Here is a 15,875-nt window from a genome sequence, read left to right as displayed (position 1 = left end):
TGCTCAATAACTTCAGGAGTCGTCTGCCCGCACATGCGCCTGCCCTATTTCCTAGCTGCCTCCCTGATATTCCTCGTTTCGGCCAGCCTATCGCTTGTGGCCGCAGGATATGCGGTAACCAAAGTTGAAGAAGCGTCGGAACTCGCCGTGCGGCGTGCGCTTGACCTAAAAGGGCATGACTGGGCCGAAGTCGAATCCGATGGCCTGCGCGTTGTCCTGACCGGCATAGCCATTGACGAAGCAACGCGGTTCAATGCGCTGACCGCAGCCGGGACCGAGGTTGATACCTCACGCGTTATTGACGACATGCAGGTCGCCCCCACCCGGCAACTGGCAGCACCGCGCTTTTCCGCTGAAATTTTGCGAAACGACAGCGGTATTTCGATTATTGGTCTGATACCCGCAAGCCAAGACCGCAGCGAGCTGATCGAAAGGTTGCGCCGGATGGACGGCGACACCGTTTCGGACCTGATGGAAACGGCGGATTACCCTATACCCGAAGGCTGGGACGACGCGTTGAACTATGCGCTCGAAGCGTTGACCCGCCTGCCGCGTGCCAAAATATCGGCCAGCCCCGGTTTGGTGAAAATCACCGCCATTGCAGACAGCCTGCGGGAAAAAGAACGACTGGAACAGAGCCTGACCCGCGCAGCACCTCCCAGTTTGCGAATCGGGTTGTCGATCTCGGCTCCGCGCCCCGTAATCACCCCCTTTACACTGCGCTACCTGATTGATGCCAACGGCGGCCAGTTCGATGCCTGCTCGGCCCAGAATGAAAAAGCGCGGGATGCCATCGTCGCTGCTGCCAAAGAAGCAGGCCTTGCTGGTCCGTTTAACTGTACAATCGGTTTGGGCGTGCCCTCACCCCGTTGGCCCGAAGCGGCAACGCTCAGCATTCGCGCCCTGTCCAAGATTGGTCAGGGTTCGGTCACGATTTCGGATGCGGATATCACGCTGGTGGCGGCGCAAGGAACAGAGGCTGGGGTCTTTGACCGTGTGGTGGGCGAGCTGGAAAATGCGCTGCCCGAGGTTTTCGCCCTGCACGCCGTCCTGCCCGAACCCGAAACCGCCGAATCCACCGGCCCCCCCGAGTTCTCGACCACGCGCAGCCCCGAAGGGCTGGTCCAAATGCGCGGTCGTCTGAGCAATGAGACATCGCGCGACATGGCCGACAGTTTTGCCCGCGCGGCATTTGGATCGGAACAGGTTTATACCGCCACCCGCATCGCCTCCGACTTACCCGCAGACTGGCCGGTTCGTGTTCTGGCGGGGCTGGAAGCGTTGTCTCTGCTGCATAACGGCGCTCTGACTGTTACCCCTGACGACGTTTCTCTCAGCGGGGTCAGCTACGACCCGGACGCCAAAGCCCGTATCGCCGGATTGCTGTCGGAAAAGCTTGGGGATGCAAAAGGTTTCACCCTTTCGATCACCTATCAAGAGCCGCCGAAACCCGCAGACAGCCTGCCCGACCCAGAGCTGTGCGAAGACCAGCTTGCCGAAGTTCAGGCCAGCAGCAAAATCGCATTCGAACCGGGATCGGCCACGGTTGCCGCGGATTCACGCGATACCGTCAATCAGATCGCCGAGATTCTGCGCGAATGCGGCCCCATCCGGATTGAAATTCAGGGCCATACAGATAGTCAGGGCCGCGAAGAGATGAACCAGCAACTCAGCCAGGCGCGGGCTCAGTCGATCCTGAATGAGTTGCGCGGACGCCGCATCCCAACGTCAAGCTACTCGGCCGTGGGATATGGTGAAACGCAACCGATCGCAGACAACGATACCGAGGCAGGCCGAGAAGAAAACCGTCGCATTGAATTTCGCCTGATCCGGCCTGAACCCATTGCCAATTCCGAGACTGGGCTTGAGGCGCTGGAGGCCGAGACAGAGACGTCAGAAGACGCCGCAGATACCGGCGCAGGGGATCAGTAAGTGAACAGAATCGAATTCATCATTGCCACCGCCATCATCCTGTTCGCAGCCTTCTGCATGGGGTGGTTCGCCAACTGGCTGGCCCATCGTCTGTCTCGTGTTCGCCAAAGCGACGTCGCCGATCTGGATCGCATGAGCCAGGAATTGCATGAGGCCGAAGAAACCCGCGATCAGGCCATCACCTATCTGCAACAGCGCGAGGCCGAGCTAACCAATCAGCTCACCCAGACCGAGGCGGAACTGGGCGCTGCCATGGACGGGTTGCGCGCCGCGCGGCAGGAGGCCGAAGAATTACGCGGCCGGATAAACAACGCGGACTAAGAGAACCAGAGGAATCGGCAACTTGCGACACCCGCAAATATAGGGCGCCGTTGTGTGTTTCAGCCACCTGCCAAACCGAGCCCGAAAATCCACTCAGCTTGATGAAGCTTGGGCACAGCTCAATTCATGATCATGTCTCAGAGGTTGTCTCTGCCTCGTCCAGAACCTTGCGCGCGACACGAAAGCATTCCAGCGCCTGCGGCACGCCACAATAGATGCCGATCACGTGAATAATGGCCCGGATTTCTTCTTTGCTGACGCCGTTGCTGATGGCGCCGCGACAGTGGAGTTCCCATTCGTGCATCTTGCCCAGGGCGCCGATCATGGACAGGTTCATCATTGACCGGGTCTTGGCGTCGATCACATCGTCGCCCCAGCCGAAACCCCAGCACCAAGCGGTCATTGCCTCTTGAAACGGCCGGGTAAAATCGTCGGCGGCGGCCAGGTTTTTCTCAACATATTCCGCGCCCAGGGTGCTTTTGCGTTGCTCCAGCCCTCTGAGGAACAGATCTTCGTCGAAAGTCTCGGCCATCTTGGTCTCCGGTAATCGTCACAATGAAGCGGTGTGCTGAAGCACTCTACGCCTCTTACAGGTACTATCAACGCTTGCACTTTACACCGGATAAGAAAATGCGACGGATTTTCTAGCCCCTTGGCACGAGGATCATTCCACTGCCCCGCGCATCCAGTCTTGAAGACAGGCAATTATATGTACTGACATCGCTTCACCAGCGGGCTGCGATTGTGCAAGCGGTTCAAGACGTCGCGGCTATTTGAGACACCCAAAAGTAAACGGGCCGCCGTCTTAATGAGACAGCGGCCCTTACTGACTGAATGTCGGGGTTTGGTCTCGCCCCCTCGAATACCACTTAAAAATGGACAGACTAACAAAAACTTTCGACTTCTTCGAGACCAACCCGATTTCTCAATCGGTGTGCATCCTTAATGCCTGATCTTTGAGAGCGCGACAGTGAACTAGTTCACATTAAATAAATTTATCTTCAATTCTTCCAATCAAAGAACCCGGGGCCGGCCTTTGTCAGTAGTTTTTCGGCCATTGCGCGCGCCATTTCTGCACCATCACCAATCACGCCAGTGGCGTCTTCGGCGATAGAATCAGACCCGTCCGGGCGCAGGACTTCTCCGCGCAGGCGCAGAATGCCACCGCTGATATCAGCAAGCCCGGCAATCGGAGTCTCGCAGGACCCGTCAAGCGCGGCCAGCAAGGCGCGCTCGGCCAAAAGTCGATACCCGGTTTCGCTATGATGAATTGCCTCCAACATCCCTGCAGCACGGGGATCGTCACTGCGGCGTTCGATACCGATTGTACCTTGTGCAATAGCGGGCAGCATATCCTCGGGCGAGATAGCAGTTGCGGGAACGTCGTCCATATTCAGGCGCCGGATACCTGCCATCGCCAGAAACGTGCAATCCGCTACACCATCGGTCAGTTTCTTCAGGCGCGTTTGCACGTTGCCACGGAACTCAACCACATTCAGGTCAGGGCGCCGGTTCAACAGCTGAGCCCGGCGGCGCAAAGACGAGGTGCCAACCACCGCGCCATTGGGCAGGTCATGAATAGAGTTCAGGCTGGGCGAAATAAAAGCGTCGCGCACATCTTCGCGCGGCAGGAACGTGTCCAACACAAGACCCGCGGGCTGTTCGACCGGCATGTCCTTGGTCGAATGCACAGCGATGTCGATATCACCTCGCAGCATCGCTTCTTCGATTTCCTTGGTGAACAGGCCTTTGTTGCCGATCTCTTTCAGCGGGCGGTCCGCGTCGATCATCGCGCGATTGTCGCCGGTGGTCTTGATCACCACGATTTCGAATGCATCTTCGGGCAGATCAAAGGCTGTGCCTAACCGCTGCCGGGTTTCATAGGCTTGCGCCAGCGCCAGGGGCGAACCACGGGTGCCGATTTTCAGCGGTGAGGCGGGTGAAGGCAGGGTCAATGTCATGGACACAGCTTTAGTCGCGTCACATTGCCCTGACAATGGGGGCAGAGCTTGACAAATTGCCGCCGAAGGAAGACCCGTTGCCACAAACCAGACGATTGGGGGCAGAGATGGCCGAAACAAAGAAACTGCTGCGGGCATTGGCAGGACAGGTGCAGGATGTGCCTCCGATCTGGATGATGCGCCAGGCCGGGCGGTATCTGCCAGAATATCGTGCAACGCGCGCGCAGGCCGGGGATTTCCTGTCGCTGTGCTACAATCCCGAGCTTGCGGCCGAAGTCACATTGCAGCCGATCCGTCGCTATGGGTTCGATGCAGCTATCCTGTTTGCGGATATCCTGCTGGTACCACAGGCGCTGGGTGCGGATCTTTGGTTTGTCACCGGTGAAGGCCCGCGTTTGTCGACCATCACGCAGCAATCCGAGTTTGATGCGCTGAAATCGGTCGAGGATATCCACGAAACACTCTCGCCAGTCTATGAGACAGTGCGCATCCTGTCACAGGAGTTGCCGTCCGAGACAACCTTGATCGGTTTTGCTGGCGCGCCGTGGACAGTGGCGACCTACATGATCGCCGGACGCGGCACCCCGGATCAAGGCCCCGCCCATGCGCTGCGCGAGGGGAATACTGCGCTGTTCGAAGCGCTGCTGGACCGGATCACGCTGGCCACGATCGAATATCTTTCAGCCCAGATCGAGGCAGGCGCCGAGGTAGTCAAGATATTCGACAGCTGGGCCGGATCGCTGAAGGGTGAGGCGTTCCGCAAATATGCGGTCGAGCCGTGCCGCGTAATCACCCAGGCCATCAAGGAACGTCACCCCGGCATCCCGGTGATCGGATTCCCGCGAGAGGCCGGAGATGGCTATATCGGGTTCGCCAAAACCACGGGGGTTGATTGCGTCGCGCTGGACAATTCGGTCTCGCCGGAATGGGGCGCTGAGCATGTCCAGGTGGATGGTTGCGTACAGGGCAATCTGGCGTCGTCGCATATGGTGACCGGCGGTCAAGCGCTGGTGGACGAGACCCGGCGGATTGTCGATGCATTCTCCAAAGGGCCGCATATCTTCAATCTGGGTCATGGCATCACGCCCGATGCCGATCCCGACAACGTTCAGCGTATGATCGACGCAGTGCGCAACCGCTAGGCTTTGGGTCGGGCGTCCAGCTCGGCCAGTATGTCTTGTGTATGATCTCCGCGGCGCGGGCTGGGTCTGGGCTTCCACTCCCGCTCGGAAAACCGCGGCGCGGCGGCGGCCTGTAGCATACCGTCGGGGGCACGCCAGATCTGGCGTGCTGTGTTCATGGCATGGTTCTGCGCTTCGGACGGGTTGAGCACCGGTGCAACACAGGCGTCACTTGCTGCAAACAGCGCCGCCCAATGATCACGTGGTTTGCCAGCAAAGATTTCAGCCAGCCGCCGGGTCAGCGCGGGCCAGGTGGAAGCATCATATTGCTGCCGAAATTCGGGATCGCCAGACAGGTCCAATATCTGCAGGAACTCGGCATAGAATTTCGGCTCCAGGCACTGCACCGCCACAAATCCACCATCAGAGCAGGCATAGGTTCGGCTCCAATGGGGACCGTCCAGAAGGCTGTGTCCGCGAGTATCTGACAGGTTTCCGGTTTGGCGCAGGCTCATCAGCAGGTTCATCATATGGGCCGAGCCGTCATAAATAGCGGCGTCCACGACCGTGCCCTTTCCTGTGCGTGCCGCATTCAGCAATCCGGCCAGAATGCCCGCGACCAGATACATGGCACCGCCACCGATATCACCCACCAAAGTGGCCGGGGTTTGCGGCGGTTGGTCCGGTTGCGACGCATACCAAAGCGCCCCGGACAGTGCGATATAGTTCAGATCGTGCCCGGCATTCTTGGACAAGGGGCCGTCCTGTCCCCAACCCGTCATACGGCCATAAATCAGCTTTGGGTTCAGATCGCGACAGATATCAGGGCCAAGGCCCAGCTTTTCCATCACACCGGGTCGAAACCCTTCGATCAGTGCATCAGCCGTGGCGATCAGGCGCCGGGCCACATCCAGATCGGCCGGGTCTTTGAGGTTCAGGCTGATCGAGCGCTTACCCCGATCCAGAACTGACTGTTCGGGCATGCCCGGAGTCGCGGCCTGCCCCTTGCGGTGGATGGTGATCACATCTGCACCGAGATCGGCCAACAGCATGGCGGCAAAGGGACCGGGGCCCAGGCCCTCGATTTCGATGATCCGAATTCCACTTAACATACCAGTCCTCCTGCCCGCGCAGGGTTTCGGGGCCAGCCAGGAAATGCAAGCCCGGACTGGAAAGGCCAATTGGAAAGCTGAGCAAAATGTGTGAATTGGGCCTGTTCTGTGGCTGACTCGCAGGGTAGTGTCGCCGCCAGAACGGGGGAGGCGCATGACAACAATTCTGTCCATCAGGGATTTGCGAAAGTCCTATGCCGGAGGTTTTGAGGCGCTAAAGGGCGTGTCTCTGGACATCGAGCAGGGAGAAATCCTGGCTCTTCTTGGTCCCAACGGTGCAGGCAAGACCACGCTGATTTCGACGGTGTGTGGAATAACGACGCCAACCTCAGGAAGCGTGACCGTCGGCGGCCACGATATCCAGACTGATTTTCGCGCAGCCCGCCGGATGATCGGTTTGGTTCCGCAGGAGATCGCGCTCGAACCCTTTGAAAAGGTCTGGAACACTGTGCGATTGTCGCGCGGGCTGTTCGGGCTTGGGCAGAACAACGCACGTATCGAAGAAATTCTGCGCAAATTGTCTTTGTGGGAAAAACGCAAAAACGCGATCAAAGAACTATCGGGCGGTATGAAACGTCGGGTTCTGATCGCAAAAGCGCTGGCACACGAGCCGCGTGTTCTGTTTCTGGACGAGCCGACCGCAGGTGTTGATGTCGAACTGCGCAAAGACATGTGGGAAATCGTGGCCGAGTTGAAGCAGGCCGGTGTCACCATCATTCTAACCACCCACTATATCGAAGAGGCCGAGGCCATTGCCGACCGTGTCGGCGTCATCGACAAGGGTGAGCTGCTGCTGGTCCAGGACAAAGACACGTTGATGTCTCAGATGGGGAAGAAGCAGATCGAAGTCATGCTGACCGAGCCCATTGAAACCGTCCCCGACAGCCTGTCAGCGCATAACCTCAAACTCAACGGCAAGGGTGACACGTTGGTTTATACCTACGACACAAATGCCGACCGCACTGGCATCACCACCCTGTTGAACGATGTGGCCGAGGCCGGACTGATTTTACGCGATGTACAAACGCGTCAGTCCAGCCTTGAAGAGATCTTTGTCAATATGGTGTCGGGAGAAGCCACATGAACTGGTCCGCCATTACTGCCATCTACCGGTTCGAAATGGCCCGGTTCTTCCGCACCCTTGCGCAAAGCTTCATATCTCCGGTCCTGTCGACATCGCTGTATTTCGTTGTCTTTGGCACGGCGATCGGCAGCCGCATCCAAGAGGTCGAAGGCGTCTCCTATGGCGCATTCATCGTTCCGGGGCTGGTCATGTTATCTGTTGTGACGCTGTCGATCTCGAACGCCTCTTTCGGGATCTATTTCCCAAAGTTTCTGGGAACGATATATGAGCTTCTTTCGGCGCCGGTGAATTTCATCGAGATCGTCATCGGCTACGTCGGAGCGGCGGCGACAAAATCGCTGTTTGTGGGTGTCGTGATCCTTGTGACCTCTGCATTCTTTGTGGATTTGCGTATTGAACACCCGCTTGCCATGGTGACATTTCTAGTCCTGACCTGCCTCAGCTTTTCCTTGCTGGGCTTCATCATCGGCATCTGGGCCAGCAATTTCGAGCAGATGTCTTTGGTTCCGCAACTCGTGGTGACACCGCTGATCTTTCTGGGCGGTACCTTTTATTCGATTTCGATGCTGCCCCCGCTGTGGCAGACCATCACCCTGTTCAACCCGGTCGTCTATCTGATCTCGGGCTTTCGCTGGTCGTTTTACGGCCTGGCCGATGTGCCGATCATGTTCAGCCTTTTGGCCATACTGGCGTTTACCGGCGTGTGTCTGGGCATCATCGGATGGATCTTCAAAACTGGCTGGCGCATCCGGAGTTAGGCCATGGACGGCGTTGCATTTTTGCCCATCACCTTCAGTAAATACGTCCACGCGACCGATAACGGTCAGCCGCTCCCTTGTTTACCGCGTGGGCGCACTCTACATCGGCACCCATGAAGGTCAGCCTGCCGTTTCTCAAAAAACAGCCAACCGTTTCGGTCGTGCGCTTATCGGGTGCAATCGGCATGTCCGGGCGCGGGTCGATGTCTGACACAACTCTGGCGCCGGTTCTCGAAAAAGCATTTCGCAAAGGCAAACCTGCCGCCGTCGCGCTTGAGGTCAACTCGCCCGGCGGATCCCCGGTCCAAAGTTCATTGATCGGTGCGCGCATTCAGCGTCTGTCGAAAGAACTGGATGTTCCCGTCTTCGCATTTGTCGAGGATGTGGCAGCTTCGGGTGGCTATTGGTTGGCAGCGGCAGCTGATGAGATTTACGCCGATGACAGTTCGGTACTGGGTTCGATTGGCGTGATCTCTTCGGGGTTCGGCGCACATCTCTTCCTTGAGAGGCAGGGTTTCGAACGGCGAGTGCACACGGCGGGCCATTCGAAATCCATGTTGGATCCCTTTGCCCCGGAAAAACCTGAAGATGTCGCAAGGCTTGAAGGCCTGCTACGCGATATCCACGAGAACTTCACTGCTCATGTCAAAGCACGACGCGGGGCAAAGCTTGAAACGGGTGCTGATCTGTTCACTGGCGAAGTCTGGCTGGCACGCCGCGCGCATGAACTTGGCCTGATCGACGGCATCGCTCATCTCAAACCCAAAATGCAGGACCGGTTTGGCGATAAAGTTAAATTCCGCCGTTACGGGCTGCGCAAGCCATTCTGGTCACGGTTCGGCGCCTCCTTGGCACAGGACGCGGTTGCCGGACTTGAGGAGCGTGCCGCATACGCACGTTTCGGTTTGTAGCGTGATTATCAAGATCGTGACCCTCTTTTTGATTGCCATGGGCGTCCTGGCAATGTTCGGCAAACTGCGGTTCCCGGGGCAGAAAAAACTGCAATCCGCAAGATGCCCGCGCTGTCATCGGTTCAGGATCGGTAAAGGTCCCTGTGCCTGCGAAAAAGGAGGCCGCGCATGACGGCATGGCTGTTATCCGGTCTCGGTTTGTTGATCCTGTTGCTGGCGGGTGATGCGCTGGTACGCGGTGCCGTGAACCTCAGCCTGCGGATTGGAGTACCGGCGTTGATCGTTAGTTTGACGATCGTGGCATTCGGCACCTCGGCGCCAGAACTTCTGATTGCAATCAGCGCAATTAAGGAAAACGCACCGGGCATCGCCCTGGGTAACGTTGTGGGGTCGAACACGGCCAATATCCTGCTGGTGCTGGGCCTGCCTGCGCTGCTTGCCACGCTGCACACCAGCGAATGTGACAGCCGCAAGAACTATGTGTTCATGTTGCTGGCAACCGTTCTGTTCATCGGCCTTGCCTTCTGCGGCGTGTTCAACCTGTTCAGCGGCGCGATTTTGCTGGCTGCTCTCAGCTTTGTTCTATGGACCGCCTTCCGAGAAGCCCATGCCCATCGCAAGGCCTGTGGCAAAGCCTGCGCCGAGGATGACGATTTTGATGGCTTGGAAGAAGCCGATCCAGACATGCCCTATTGGAAGATTTCAGTCTACCTGGTGCTCGGACTGATAGGCCTGCCGATGGGCGCACATCTTCTGGTCGACAACGCTACAATCATTGCCCGCACTTACGGCGTCAGCGAGACTGTAATCGGACTGACACTTATAGCGGTGGGAACTTCTCTGCCGGAACTGGCGACCACAGTTATGGCAGCACTGCGCCGACAAGCCGATGTCGCATTGGGCAATGTTATCGGGTCCAACATGTTCAATCTGTTGGCCATCGTCGGCATTGCAACCCTGTTTGGGCGCATTCCTGTTGATCCAGAATTCCTGCGATTTGATCTTTGGGTCATGCTGGGCGCATCACTCCTTTTGGTCCCCTTTGTATTTTTCAAACGGGATATCACCCGCGGATGGGGAATTCTGTTGACAAGCCTTTACGCGGTTTACGTTATTTCCTTGTTGGTGTGACACAAAGAGAGGCCGCATGACCCGAGCCCTAGTTACCGGTGCCGGAATTCGCCTTGGTAGGGCAATGGCCCTTTATCTGGCCGGGCGTGGGTACGACGTGGCGGTCCATTACGCCTCCTCTGAACAAGAGGCATCTAAGGTTGTCGCTGAAATCAGGGCCCTAGGCCGCAATGCTGTAGCTCTGCAGGCCGACCTGTTAGAAGAAGCAAGCGTGGCTGCCCTGCTGCCACGCGCATCCGAGGCGCTGGGCGGACCCATTACCTGCCTGGTCAACAACGCTTCGATATTTGAATACGACAACATCCACACGGCCACCCGGCAAAGCTGGGACCGCCACATGAACAGCAACCTGCGGGCGCCATTCGTTTTGACTCAGGCGATGGCTGAACAGGGTCTGGAACCTGAAACCGATGATACGGGCGAGCCGCTGGCAACGGGCCTGATTGTAAATATGGTCGACATGCGGGTCCGCAAACTGACGCCCGAATTCATGTCCTACACCGTCGCCAAAATGGGGCTATGGGCGTTGACCCGTACCGCAGCTCAGGCGCTAACCCCGGCGATCCGCGTCAATGCCATCGGACCGGGACCGACGATGCAGGGTCACAGGCAATCCGAAGATCACTTCAAAGCACAGCGCGCCAACACCATTCTGGAACGTGGGTCAAACCCCTCTGACATCACCGCTGCACTTGGGTATTTCCTGGATGCTCATGCGGTCACCGGCCAGATTCTCTGCGTGGATGGCGGACAGCATTTGGGGTGGCAGACACCGGATGTTCTGGGCGTGGAATAACGTTTGGTGCTGGAAGTTTTGCACCGCTCTCATTTCTGTTATCAATCCGTTACAAAAATGTCTTTTTTTTCATACACTTGCCATGTGTAGAAATTTTTACTGTTTAAATTCAATAGATTACATATGTGCCTATTTTTTAAGCAAATCAAGGAATCCTTAATGAAACAAGGGAAAATTCAAGCCCCACAAAAGTTATCTGCACAGTTATCCACAGAATACGTGGATTTGTTTTCCCTTGATCTGAAGCGCTCAAGATTGCAGCCATGGTCAAAGAATCACATATTTTGGCCATGACCTCTCAAGACGACACCAACAGCTCTCAGAATGACGCCCAGTCGACAGGATACGCCTGCATCCAGCGATATGCGAAAACGCTCGACAGTTCACCTGGCGTGTACAGGATGCTGGATGCGGACAGCCGAGTTCTTTACGTCGGCAAGGCGCGCAATCTGAAGGCACGGGTGTCGAACTATACAAGACCGGGACACTCTGGCCGGATCGAGCGGATGATTGCGGCCACGGCCTCGATGATGTTCCTGACGACCCGGACCGAGACCGAGGCGCTGCTGCTTGAACAGAACCTGATCAAGCAGCTCAAACCGAAATACAACGTGCTGCTGCGCGACGACAAAAGCTTTCCCAATATTCTGGTGGCAAAGGACCATGTCTTTCCACAGATCAAAAAGCATCGGGGAGCAAAAAAGGAAAAGGGCGCGTATTTCGGCCCCTTCGCCAGCGCGGGTGCCGTGAACCGAACCCTGAACCAGCTGCAAAAGGCCTTCCTGCTGCGCAACTGTTCTGACTCGATGTTCGAAAGCCGCACCCGTCCCTGCCTGCTCTATCAGATCAAGCGGTGTTCTGGGCCTTGTGTCGGGTTGATCTCGGATCAGGACTACCGTGAAAGCGTCAAGGATGCGGAACGATTCCTGTCAGGCCGGTCGACCAAAGTGCAAGAGGAACTGGCCGAACAGATGATGGCCGCGTCTGAGGCGATGGAGTTTGAACGCGCCGCTGGCCTGCGCGATCGCATCCGGGCGCTGACGCAGGTGCAGACCTCGCAAGGCATTAACCCGCGCGGTGTGGCCGAGGCGGATGTGATCGGCCTGTATATGGACAGTGGGCAGGCTTGCGTTCAGGTGTTCTTCATCCGCGCCAACCAGAACTGGGGCAACAAGGACTTCTATCCCCGCGTCGGGGCAGATGTGTCAGCCGCCGAGGTGATGGAGGCGTTTCTGGGTCAGTTCTACGACAACAAGGAACCACCCCGTCAGTTGATCCTGTCAGATGCCGTTGAAAACGCCGACCTGATGCAAGAGGCGCTGACAGAAAAAGCCGGTCGCAAGGTGGAAATCCTTGTGCCCCAGCGTGGTGAGAAACAAGAACTTGTCGCAGGGGCCATACGCAACGCGCGTGAATCCCTGGCCCGGCGGATGTCGGAAAGTGCCACCCAGGCCAAACTATTGCGCGGGATCGCCGAGGCATTTGATCTGGATGCCCCGCCAAACCGGATCGAAGTCTACGACAACTCCCATATTCAAGGCACCAATGCCGTGGGCGGCATGATCGTGGCCGGCCCCGACGGTTTCATGAAAAATGCCTATCGCAAGTTCAACATTCGTGGAGATGACCTGACCCCCGGTGACGACTTTGGCATGATGAAAGAGGTGCTGACCCGCCGCTTTACCCGCCTGCAAAAAGAAGATCCCGACCGTGACAAGGGAATGTGGCCTGATCTGCTGCTTATTGACGGTGGCGCCGGGCAAGTGAGCGCCGTCCATGAGATTATGGCGCAGCACGGGGTCGAGGAGATCCCCATGATCGGTGTCGCCAAAGGCGTTGACCGCGACCATGGTAAGGAAGAATTTCACCGCACTGGCCAAAGGCCCTTTGCGCTGAAACGCAACGACCCGGTGCTCTATTTCATTCAGCGCCTAAGAGACGAGGCCCACCGGTTTGCCATCGGCACCCATCGAGCCAAGCGTGCCAAGGCCGTGGGAGCCACACCGCTGGATGAAATCCCCGGCGTGGGGGCCGCGCGCAAACGTGCCCTGTTGGCTCATTTCGGCAGCGCCAAAGCAGTTGGCCGGGCCAACCTGGCCGATCTGAAAGCGGTCGAGGGGATTTCGGCCGGCTTGGCGCAAAAGGTCTATGATTTCTTCCACGACAAGGGCTAGGCCCGCCGCCCGCGCCACAGGATGTACAGCCCCGAGGCCACAATCAGCGCGCTGCCGATCCACATGGTCTGGTCTAGTTGCTCGCCGAACAGGAACACGCCCAGACCGATTCCGAACAGCAGACGCGTATAGCGGAACGGCGTCACGGCCGAGACCTCTCCGATCCGCATCGCCTTCATAAGCGAGGCATAGGCCATCACACCCATAAGCACCGCACCGGTCAGAAACAGACCGTTGTACAGATCGAGCGGGACGATTGGCACGTCCTCCCACAGGCGATAGGCCAAACCGGCAACGATGATGCTGAGGAAGCCGTAAAAGCCCAAAACCTCGGTCCCCAGTGTCGCCGGGGCTGCGCGGCTGGCCAGATCGCGACCGGCAAAGCCCAACATGCCCAGCACCGCCAGAATGGACAGCGCCGAAAAGCTGTCTCCGGTCGGTTGCAGGATGACTACAACGCCAATCAGACCGATCAGAATCGCGCTCCACCGTCGCCAGCCAACTGTTTCGCCAAAGATCAGCGCAGCGCCAGCGACCACGACCAACGGAGTGGCCTGCAAAATCACGGTAGCTGAGGACAAAGGCGTCAACACAATGGCCAAGACATAGAATAACCGTCCGAATACCTCGAAGAGCACGCGCACTTTCATCGGGCGCGACAGGACATCCGGCTGAAACAGTTGCGTGCCGCGCGCCAGTGCAACCGCCGCAAAGACCAGCGCCCCACCCACCCCGAACATAACCATCACCTGCCAGATCGGTACGGCACCCGAAGCCGCTTTCAACAGCGCGTCTTCCAGCGCAAACCCCGCCATTGCGGCGATCATCCACAGGCTGCCGGTCAGATTTGACCGGGCATCAGTTTGTATATGAGCTGTCATGATGTGCCTTCTGTCCCGGATACGTGCGGTGAAACTGACTGCAAATAGAACAAACTCCAAGGGGCATGGACGCACCACGCGCTGCCTGCGGCGCTTTGACCAAGTTCAGGGGACAAGTACGGTTTTTTGACTGTCTATCTTTTCTGTTGGATTTTAGCGATGTAGGGTCCGCTGCATGAAGTGGAACCTGCCCAATATTCTGACCGTCCTGCGTCTGCTGGCAGCCCCGGGGCTGGCCGTGATGTTTTTGTATTTCACCCGGCCCTATGCCGACTGGTTCGCGTTGATCCTGTTTCTGACAGCCGCCTTAACCGACTGGTTCGATGGCTATCTGGCACGAGCGTGGAAGCAGGAAACAAAAATTGGCGCCATGCTGGACCCGATTGCCGATAAGGCGATGGTGGTGATCGCGCTGATGATCTTGGTCGGGTATTCGGCCGAACACTGGACGCCGTGGCTGGTCCTGCCTGCCACTGTGATCCTGTTTCGAGAGGTCTTTGTGTCAGGCCTGCGCGAATATCTGGGTGATACGGCTGGAACGCTGAAAGTTACCAAACTTGCCAAATGGAAAACCACGGCCCAGATGGTGGCGATAGCCGTCTTGTTTTCACAGGGCATCTTCGAGCATTACTTTGTGATGGCCAGCTTCGGCATGGACCCAACGCTGATCGACCAGATTCTGACCGGGCAGGAAGACGACCTGAACGGCCTGCGCTGGCATCTTGAAGGGATGTTCTGGTCCAGTCGGATCGGCCTGTGGCTGCTGTGGATCGCAGCAGCGCTGACATTGATCACCGGCTATGACTACCTACGTAAAGCCATGCCACACCTGAAGGAGAACTAAGGGATGGATGTGCTGTATTTCGCATGGGTCCGCGAACGGATCGGACTGCCGAAAGAACGGGTTGAAACCGAGGCGGCCACCGTATCCGATCTGGTCGCAGAACTTAGCGCGCGCGAGGATCGCTATGCAGCGGCCTTTGCGGATCTGTCGGCCTTACGTGTTGCGCTGGATCAGGAATTGTCGGATTTTGACGCCCCGTTGGCGGGCGTTCGTGAGGTTGCCTTTTTCCCACCAATGACAGGTGGCTGAGGTCATGCGCATCGTGGTGCAGGAAGACCCGTTTGACCTAGGTACCGAGGCAAATGACTTTGCGGCGGGCGATGCTGCAAATGGCGCAATCGTGACCTTTACCGGTGTTGTGCGTGATCTGGCCACGGGCGATTTGGACGTGATGGAGATTGAGCATTATCCGGGCATGACTGAACGGGCCTTGACCCAGATTGCGCAAGAAGCAATAGACCGCTGGTCGCTGGGCAATGTGCTGGTGATCCATCGGCATGGCAGGCTCGCTCCGGGGGATCGGATCATGATGGTGGCCACTGCCGCACCGCATCGCAAGGATGCGTTCGAGGCGGCCGAATATCTGATGGACTACCTAAAATCCCGCGCCCCCTTCTGGAAGAAAGAAATCACCACCGCTGGTGCGGAGTGGGTTTCGGCCAAGGACGAAGACGAAGATGCACTGACCCGGTGGTAAACACGGGTCCCTGCATATAAGCCTTTGCAACATGCTGTTCGTATCCGGTGCTCACATGCTTATCATCGCGTGCTGCAAATTTGGATCCGCCAAAACTATGCTGGATAAAGGTGTTGGTTTCAGGCAGCCGCTCAGCTTCGGTCAACTCTAGA

Annotated in this window: 16 protein-coding genes; 12 read left to right on the top strand and 4 right to left on the bottom strand. The window is 57.5% G+C overall.

Translation table 11 applies throughout. The features are described from left to right. Positions 1-33: 33 nt before the first annotated feature. Positions 34-1,932, top strand: coding sequence for an OmpA family protein (locus AC2FIZ_RS07895; RefSeq protein ID WP_142635292.1), 1,899 nt, complete (start codon positions 34-36; stop codon positions 1,930-1,932). Beyond that, on the top strand, positions 1,933-2,253 hold the full coding sequence (locus tag AC2FIZ_RS07890) for a hypothetical protein (protein WP_142635291.1): 321 nt from the start codon (positions 1,933-1,935) through the stop codon (positions 2,251-2,253). Between the two features lie 130 nt (positions 2,254-2,383). Here the strand turns inward: AC2FIZ_RS07890 and AC2FIZ_RS07885 are convergent, their stop codons facing one another. Further along, a complete protein-coding gene (locus AC2FIZ_RS07885) occupies positions 2,384-2,785 on the bottom strand; it encodes a carboxymuconolactone decarboxylase family protein (RefSeq protein ID WP_142635290.1) in 402 nt (133 codons plus the stop codon). Positions 2,786-3,254: 469 nt separating this feature from the next. Then, positions 3,255-4,214 carry a hydroxymethylbilane synthase gene (hemC, locus tag AC2FIZ_RS07880; RefSeq protein WP_271948580.1) on the bottom strand — a complete coding sequence of 320 codons (960 nt, stop codon included), beginning with the start codon at positions 4,212-4,214 and terminating at the stop codon, positions 3,255-3,257. A 107-nt stretch (positions 4,215-4,321) separates the two neighbouring features. Here hemC and hemE point away from each other — a divergent pair, with 107 nt between their 5' ends. After that, positions 4,322-5,356, top strand: a complete 1,035-nt coding sequence (hemE, locus tag AC2FIZ_RS07875; RefSeq protein ID WP_271948582.1) for a uroporphyrinogen decarboxylase — start codon at positions 4,322-4,324, stop codon at positions 5,354-5,356. Here the strand turns inward: hemE and AC2FIZ_RS07870 are convergent. Beyond that, complete coding sequence (locus AC2FIZ_RS07870) at positions 5,353-6,447, bottom strand: CaiB/BaiF CoA transferase family protein (RefSeq protein ID WP_496790860.1); 1,095 nt, start codon at positions 6,445-6,447, stop codon at positions 5,353-5,355. The genes hemE and AC2FIZ_RS07870 overlap by 4 nt on opposite strands. A gap of 154 nt (positions 6,448-6,601) precedes the next feature. Here AC2FIZ_RS07870 and AC2FIZ_RS07865 point away from each other — a divergent pair, with 154 nt between their 5' ends. From AC2FIZ_RS07865 to uvrC, 6 genes are all read left to right on the top strand, one after another. After that, a complete protein-coding gene (locus tag AC2FIZ_RS07865) occupies positions 6,602-7,531 on the top strand; it encodes an ABC transporter ATP-binding protein (protein ID WP_496689100.1) in 930 nt (309 codons plus the stop codon). Continuing rightward, the gene (locus AC2FIZ_RS07860; protein WP_271948588.1) at positions 7,528-8,289 is read left to right on the top strand and encodes an ABC transporter permease; all 762 of its coding nucleotides are present in this window, start codon (positions 7,528-7,530) and stop codon (positions 8,287-8,289) included. The genes AC2FIZ_RS07865 and AC2FIZ_RS07860 overlap by 4 nt, the downstream gene beginning before the upstream one ends. 113 nt (positions 8,290-8,402) lie before the next feature. Further along, positions 8,403-9,200, top strand: a complete 798-nt coding sequence (locus AC2FIZ_RS07855) for a S49 family peptidase (RefSeq protein WP_142635281.1) — start codon at positions 8,403-8,405, stop codon at positions 9,198-9,200. Positions 9,201-9,368: 168 nt separating this feature from the next. Continuing rightward, the gene (locus AC2FIZ_RS07850) at positions 9,369-10,331 is read left to right on the top strand and encodes a calcium/sodium antiporter (protein WP_142635277.1); all 963 of its coding nucleotides are present in this window, start codon (positions 9,369-9,371) and stop codon (positions 10,329-10,331) included. A gap of 16 nt (positions 10,332-10,347) precedes the next feature. After that, complete coding sequence (locus AC2FIZ_RS07845) at positions 10,348-11,127, top strand: SDR family oxidoreductase (RefSeq protein ID WP_496701012.1); 780 nt, start codon at positions 10,348-10,350, stop codon at positions 11,125-11,127. Positions 11,128-11,417: 290 nt separating this feature from the next. After that, positions 11,418-13,301: an excinuclease ABC subunit UvrC gene (gene uvrC / locus AC2FIZ_RS07840; RefSeq protein WP_496790858.1), complete on the top strand. Its 1,884-nt coding sequence runs from the start codon at positions 11,418-11,420 to the stop codon at positions 13,299-13,301. Here uvrC and AC2FIZ_RS07835 read toward each other — a convergent pair. After that, positions 13,298-14,182 carry a DMT family transporter gene (locus tag AC2FIZ_RS07835; RefSeq protein WP_496790856.1) on the bottom strand — a complete coding sequence of 295 codons (885 nt, stop codon included), beginning with the start codon at positions 14,180-14,182 and terminating at the stop codon, positions 13,298-13,300. The genes uvrC and AC2FIZ_RS07835 overlap by 4 nt on opposite strands. Positions 14,183-14,357: 175 nt before the next feature. On the opposite strand from AC2FIZ_RS07835, the gene pgsA reads away from it, so the two are divergent. From pgsA to AC2FIZ_RS07820, 3 genes are read left to right on the top strand one after another with little or no spacing between them, the layout of a single operon-like run. Continuing rightward, on the top strand, positions 14,358-15,026 hold the full coding sequence (gene pgsA / locus AC2FIZ_RS07830) for a CDP-diacylglycerol--glycerol-3-phosphate 3-phosphatidyltransferase (protein WP_142635269.1): 669 nt from the start codon (positions 14,358-14,360) through the stop codon (positions 15,024-15,026). 3 nt (positions 15,027-15,029) lie between these two features. After that, positions 15,030-15,275, top strand: coding sequence for a molybdopterin converting factor subunit 1 (moaD, locus tag AC2FIZ_RS07825; RefSeq protein WP_142635267.1), 246 nt, complete (start codon positions 15,030-15,032; stop codon positions 15,273-15,275). 4 nt (positions 15,276-15,279) lie between these two features. Further along, entirely contained in the window at positions 15,280-15,723 is a 444-nt protein-coding gene (locus AC2FIZ_RS07820; protein ID WP_142635265.1) for a molybdenum cofactor biosynthesis protein MoaE, read from the top strand. Positions 15,724-15,875: the final 152 nt, after the last annotated feature.

Source organism: Ruegeria sp. CDSB022, assembly GCF_059611145.1.
This window is presented reverse-complemented; position numbering and strand designations above follow the sequence as displayed.

What these genes read in the sequence shown, in the direction of transcription:
- AC2FIZ_RS07895 (WP_142635292.1), top strand. Translation starts at nt 34, where the DNA reads ATGCGCCTGCCCTATTTCCTAGCTGCCTCCCTGATATTCCTCGTTTCG.
- AC2FIZ_RS07885 (WP_142635290.1), bottom strand. Translation starts at nt 2,785, where the DNA reads ATGGCCGAGACTTTCGACGAAGATCTGTTCCTCAGAGGGCTGGAGCAA.
- hemC (WP_271948580.1), bottom strand. Translation starts at nt 4,214, where the DNA reads ATGACATTGACCCTGCCTTCACCCGCCTCACCGCTGAAAATCGGCACC.
- hemE (WP_271948582.1), top strand. Translation starts at nt 4,322, where the DNA reads ATGGCCGAAACAAAGAAACTGCTGCGGGCATTGGCAGGACAGGTGCAG.
- AC2FIZ_RS07870 (WP_496790860.1), bottom strand. Translation starts at nt 6,447, where the DNA reads ATGTTAAGTGGAATTCGGATCATCGAAATCGAGGGCCTGGGCCCCGGT.
- AC2FIZ_RS07865 (WP_496689100.1), top strand. Translation starts at nt 6,602, where the DNA reads ATGACAACAATTCTGTCCATCAGGGATTTGCGAAAGTCCTATGCCGGA.
- AC2FIZ_RS07860 (WP_271948588.1), top strand. Translation starts at nt 7,528, where the DNA reads ATGAACTGGTCCGCCATTACTGCCATCTACCGGTTCGAAATGGCCCGG.
- AC2FIZ_RS07855 (WP_142635281.1), top strand. Translation starts at nt 8,403, where the DNA reads ATGAAGGTCAGCCTGCCGTTTCTCAAAAAACAGCCAACCGTTTCGGTC.
- AC2FIZ_RS07850 (WP_142635277.1), top strand. Translation starts at nt 9,369, where the DNA reads ATGACGGCATGGCTGTTATCCGGTCTCGGTTTGTTGATCCTGTTGCTG.
- AC2FIZ_RS07845 (WP_496701012.1), top strand. Translation starts at nt 10,348, where the DNA reads ATGACCCGAGCCCTAGTTACCGGTGCCGGAATTCGCCTTGGTAGGGCA.
- uvrC (WP_496790858.1), top strand. Translation starts at nt 11,418, where the DNA reads ATGACCTCTCAAGACGACACCAACAGCTCTCAGAATGACGCCCAGTCG.
- AC2FIZ_RS07835 (WP_496790856.1), bottom strand. Translation starts at nt 14,182, where the DNA reads ATGACAGCTCATATACAAACTGATGCCCGGTCAAATCTGACCGGCAGC.
- pgsA (WP_142635269.1), top strand. Translation starts at nt 14,358, where the DNA reads ATGAAGTGGAACCTGCCCAATATTCTGACCGTCCTGCGTCTGCTGGCA.
- moaD (WP_142635267.1), top strand. Translation starts at nt 15,030, where the DNA reads ATGGATGTGCTGTATTTCGCATGGGTCCGCGAACGGATCGGACTGCCG.
- AC2FIZ_RS07820 (WP_142635265.1), top strand. Translation starts at nt 15,280, where the DNA reads ATGCGCATCGTGGTGCAGGAAGACCCGTTTGACCTAGGTACCGAGGCA.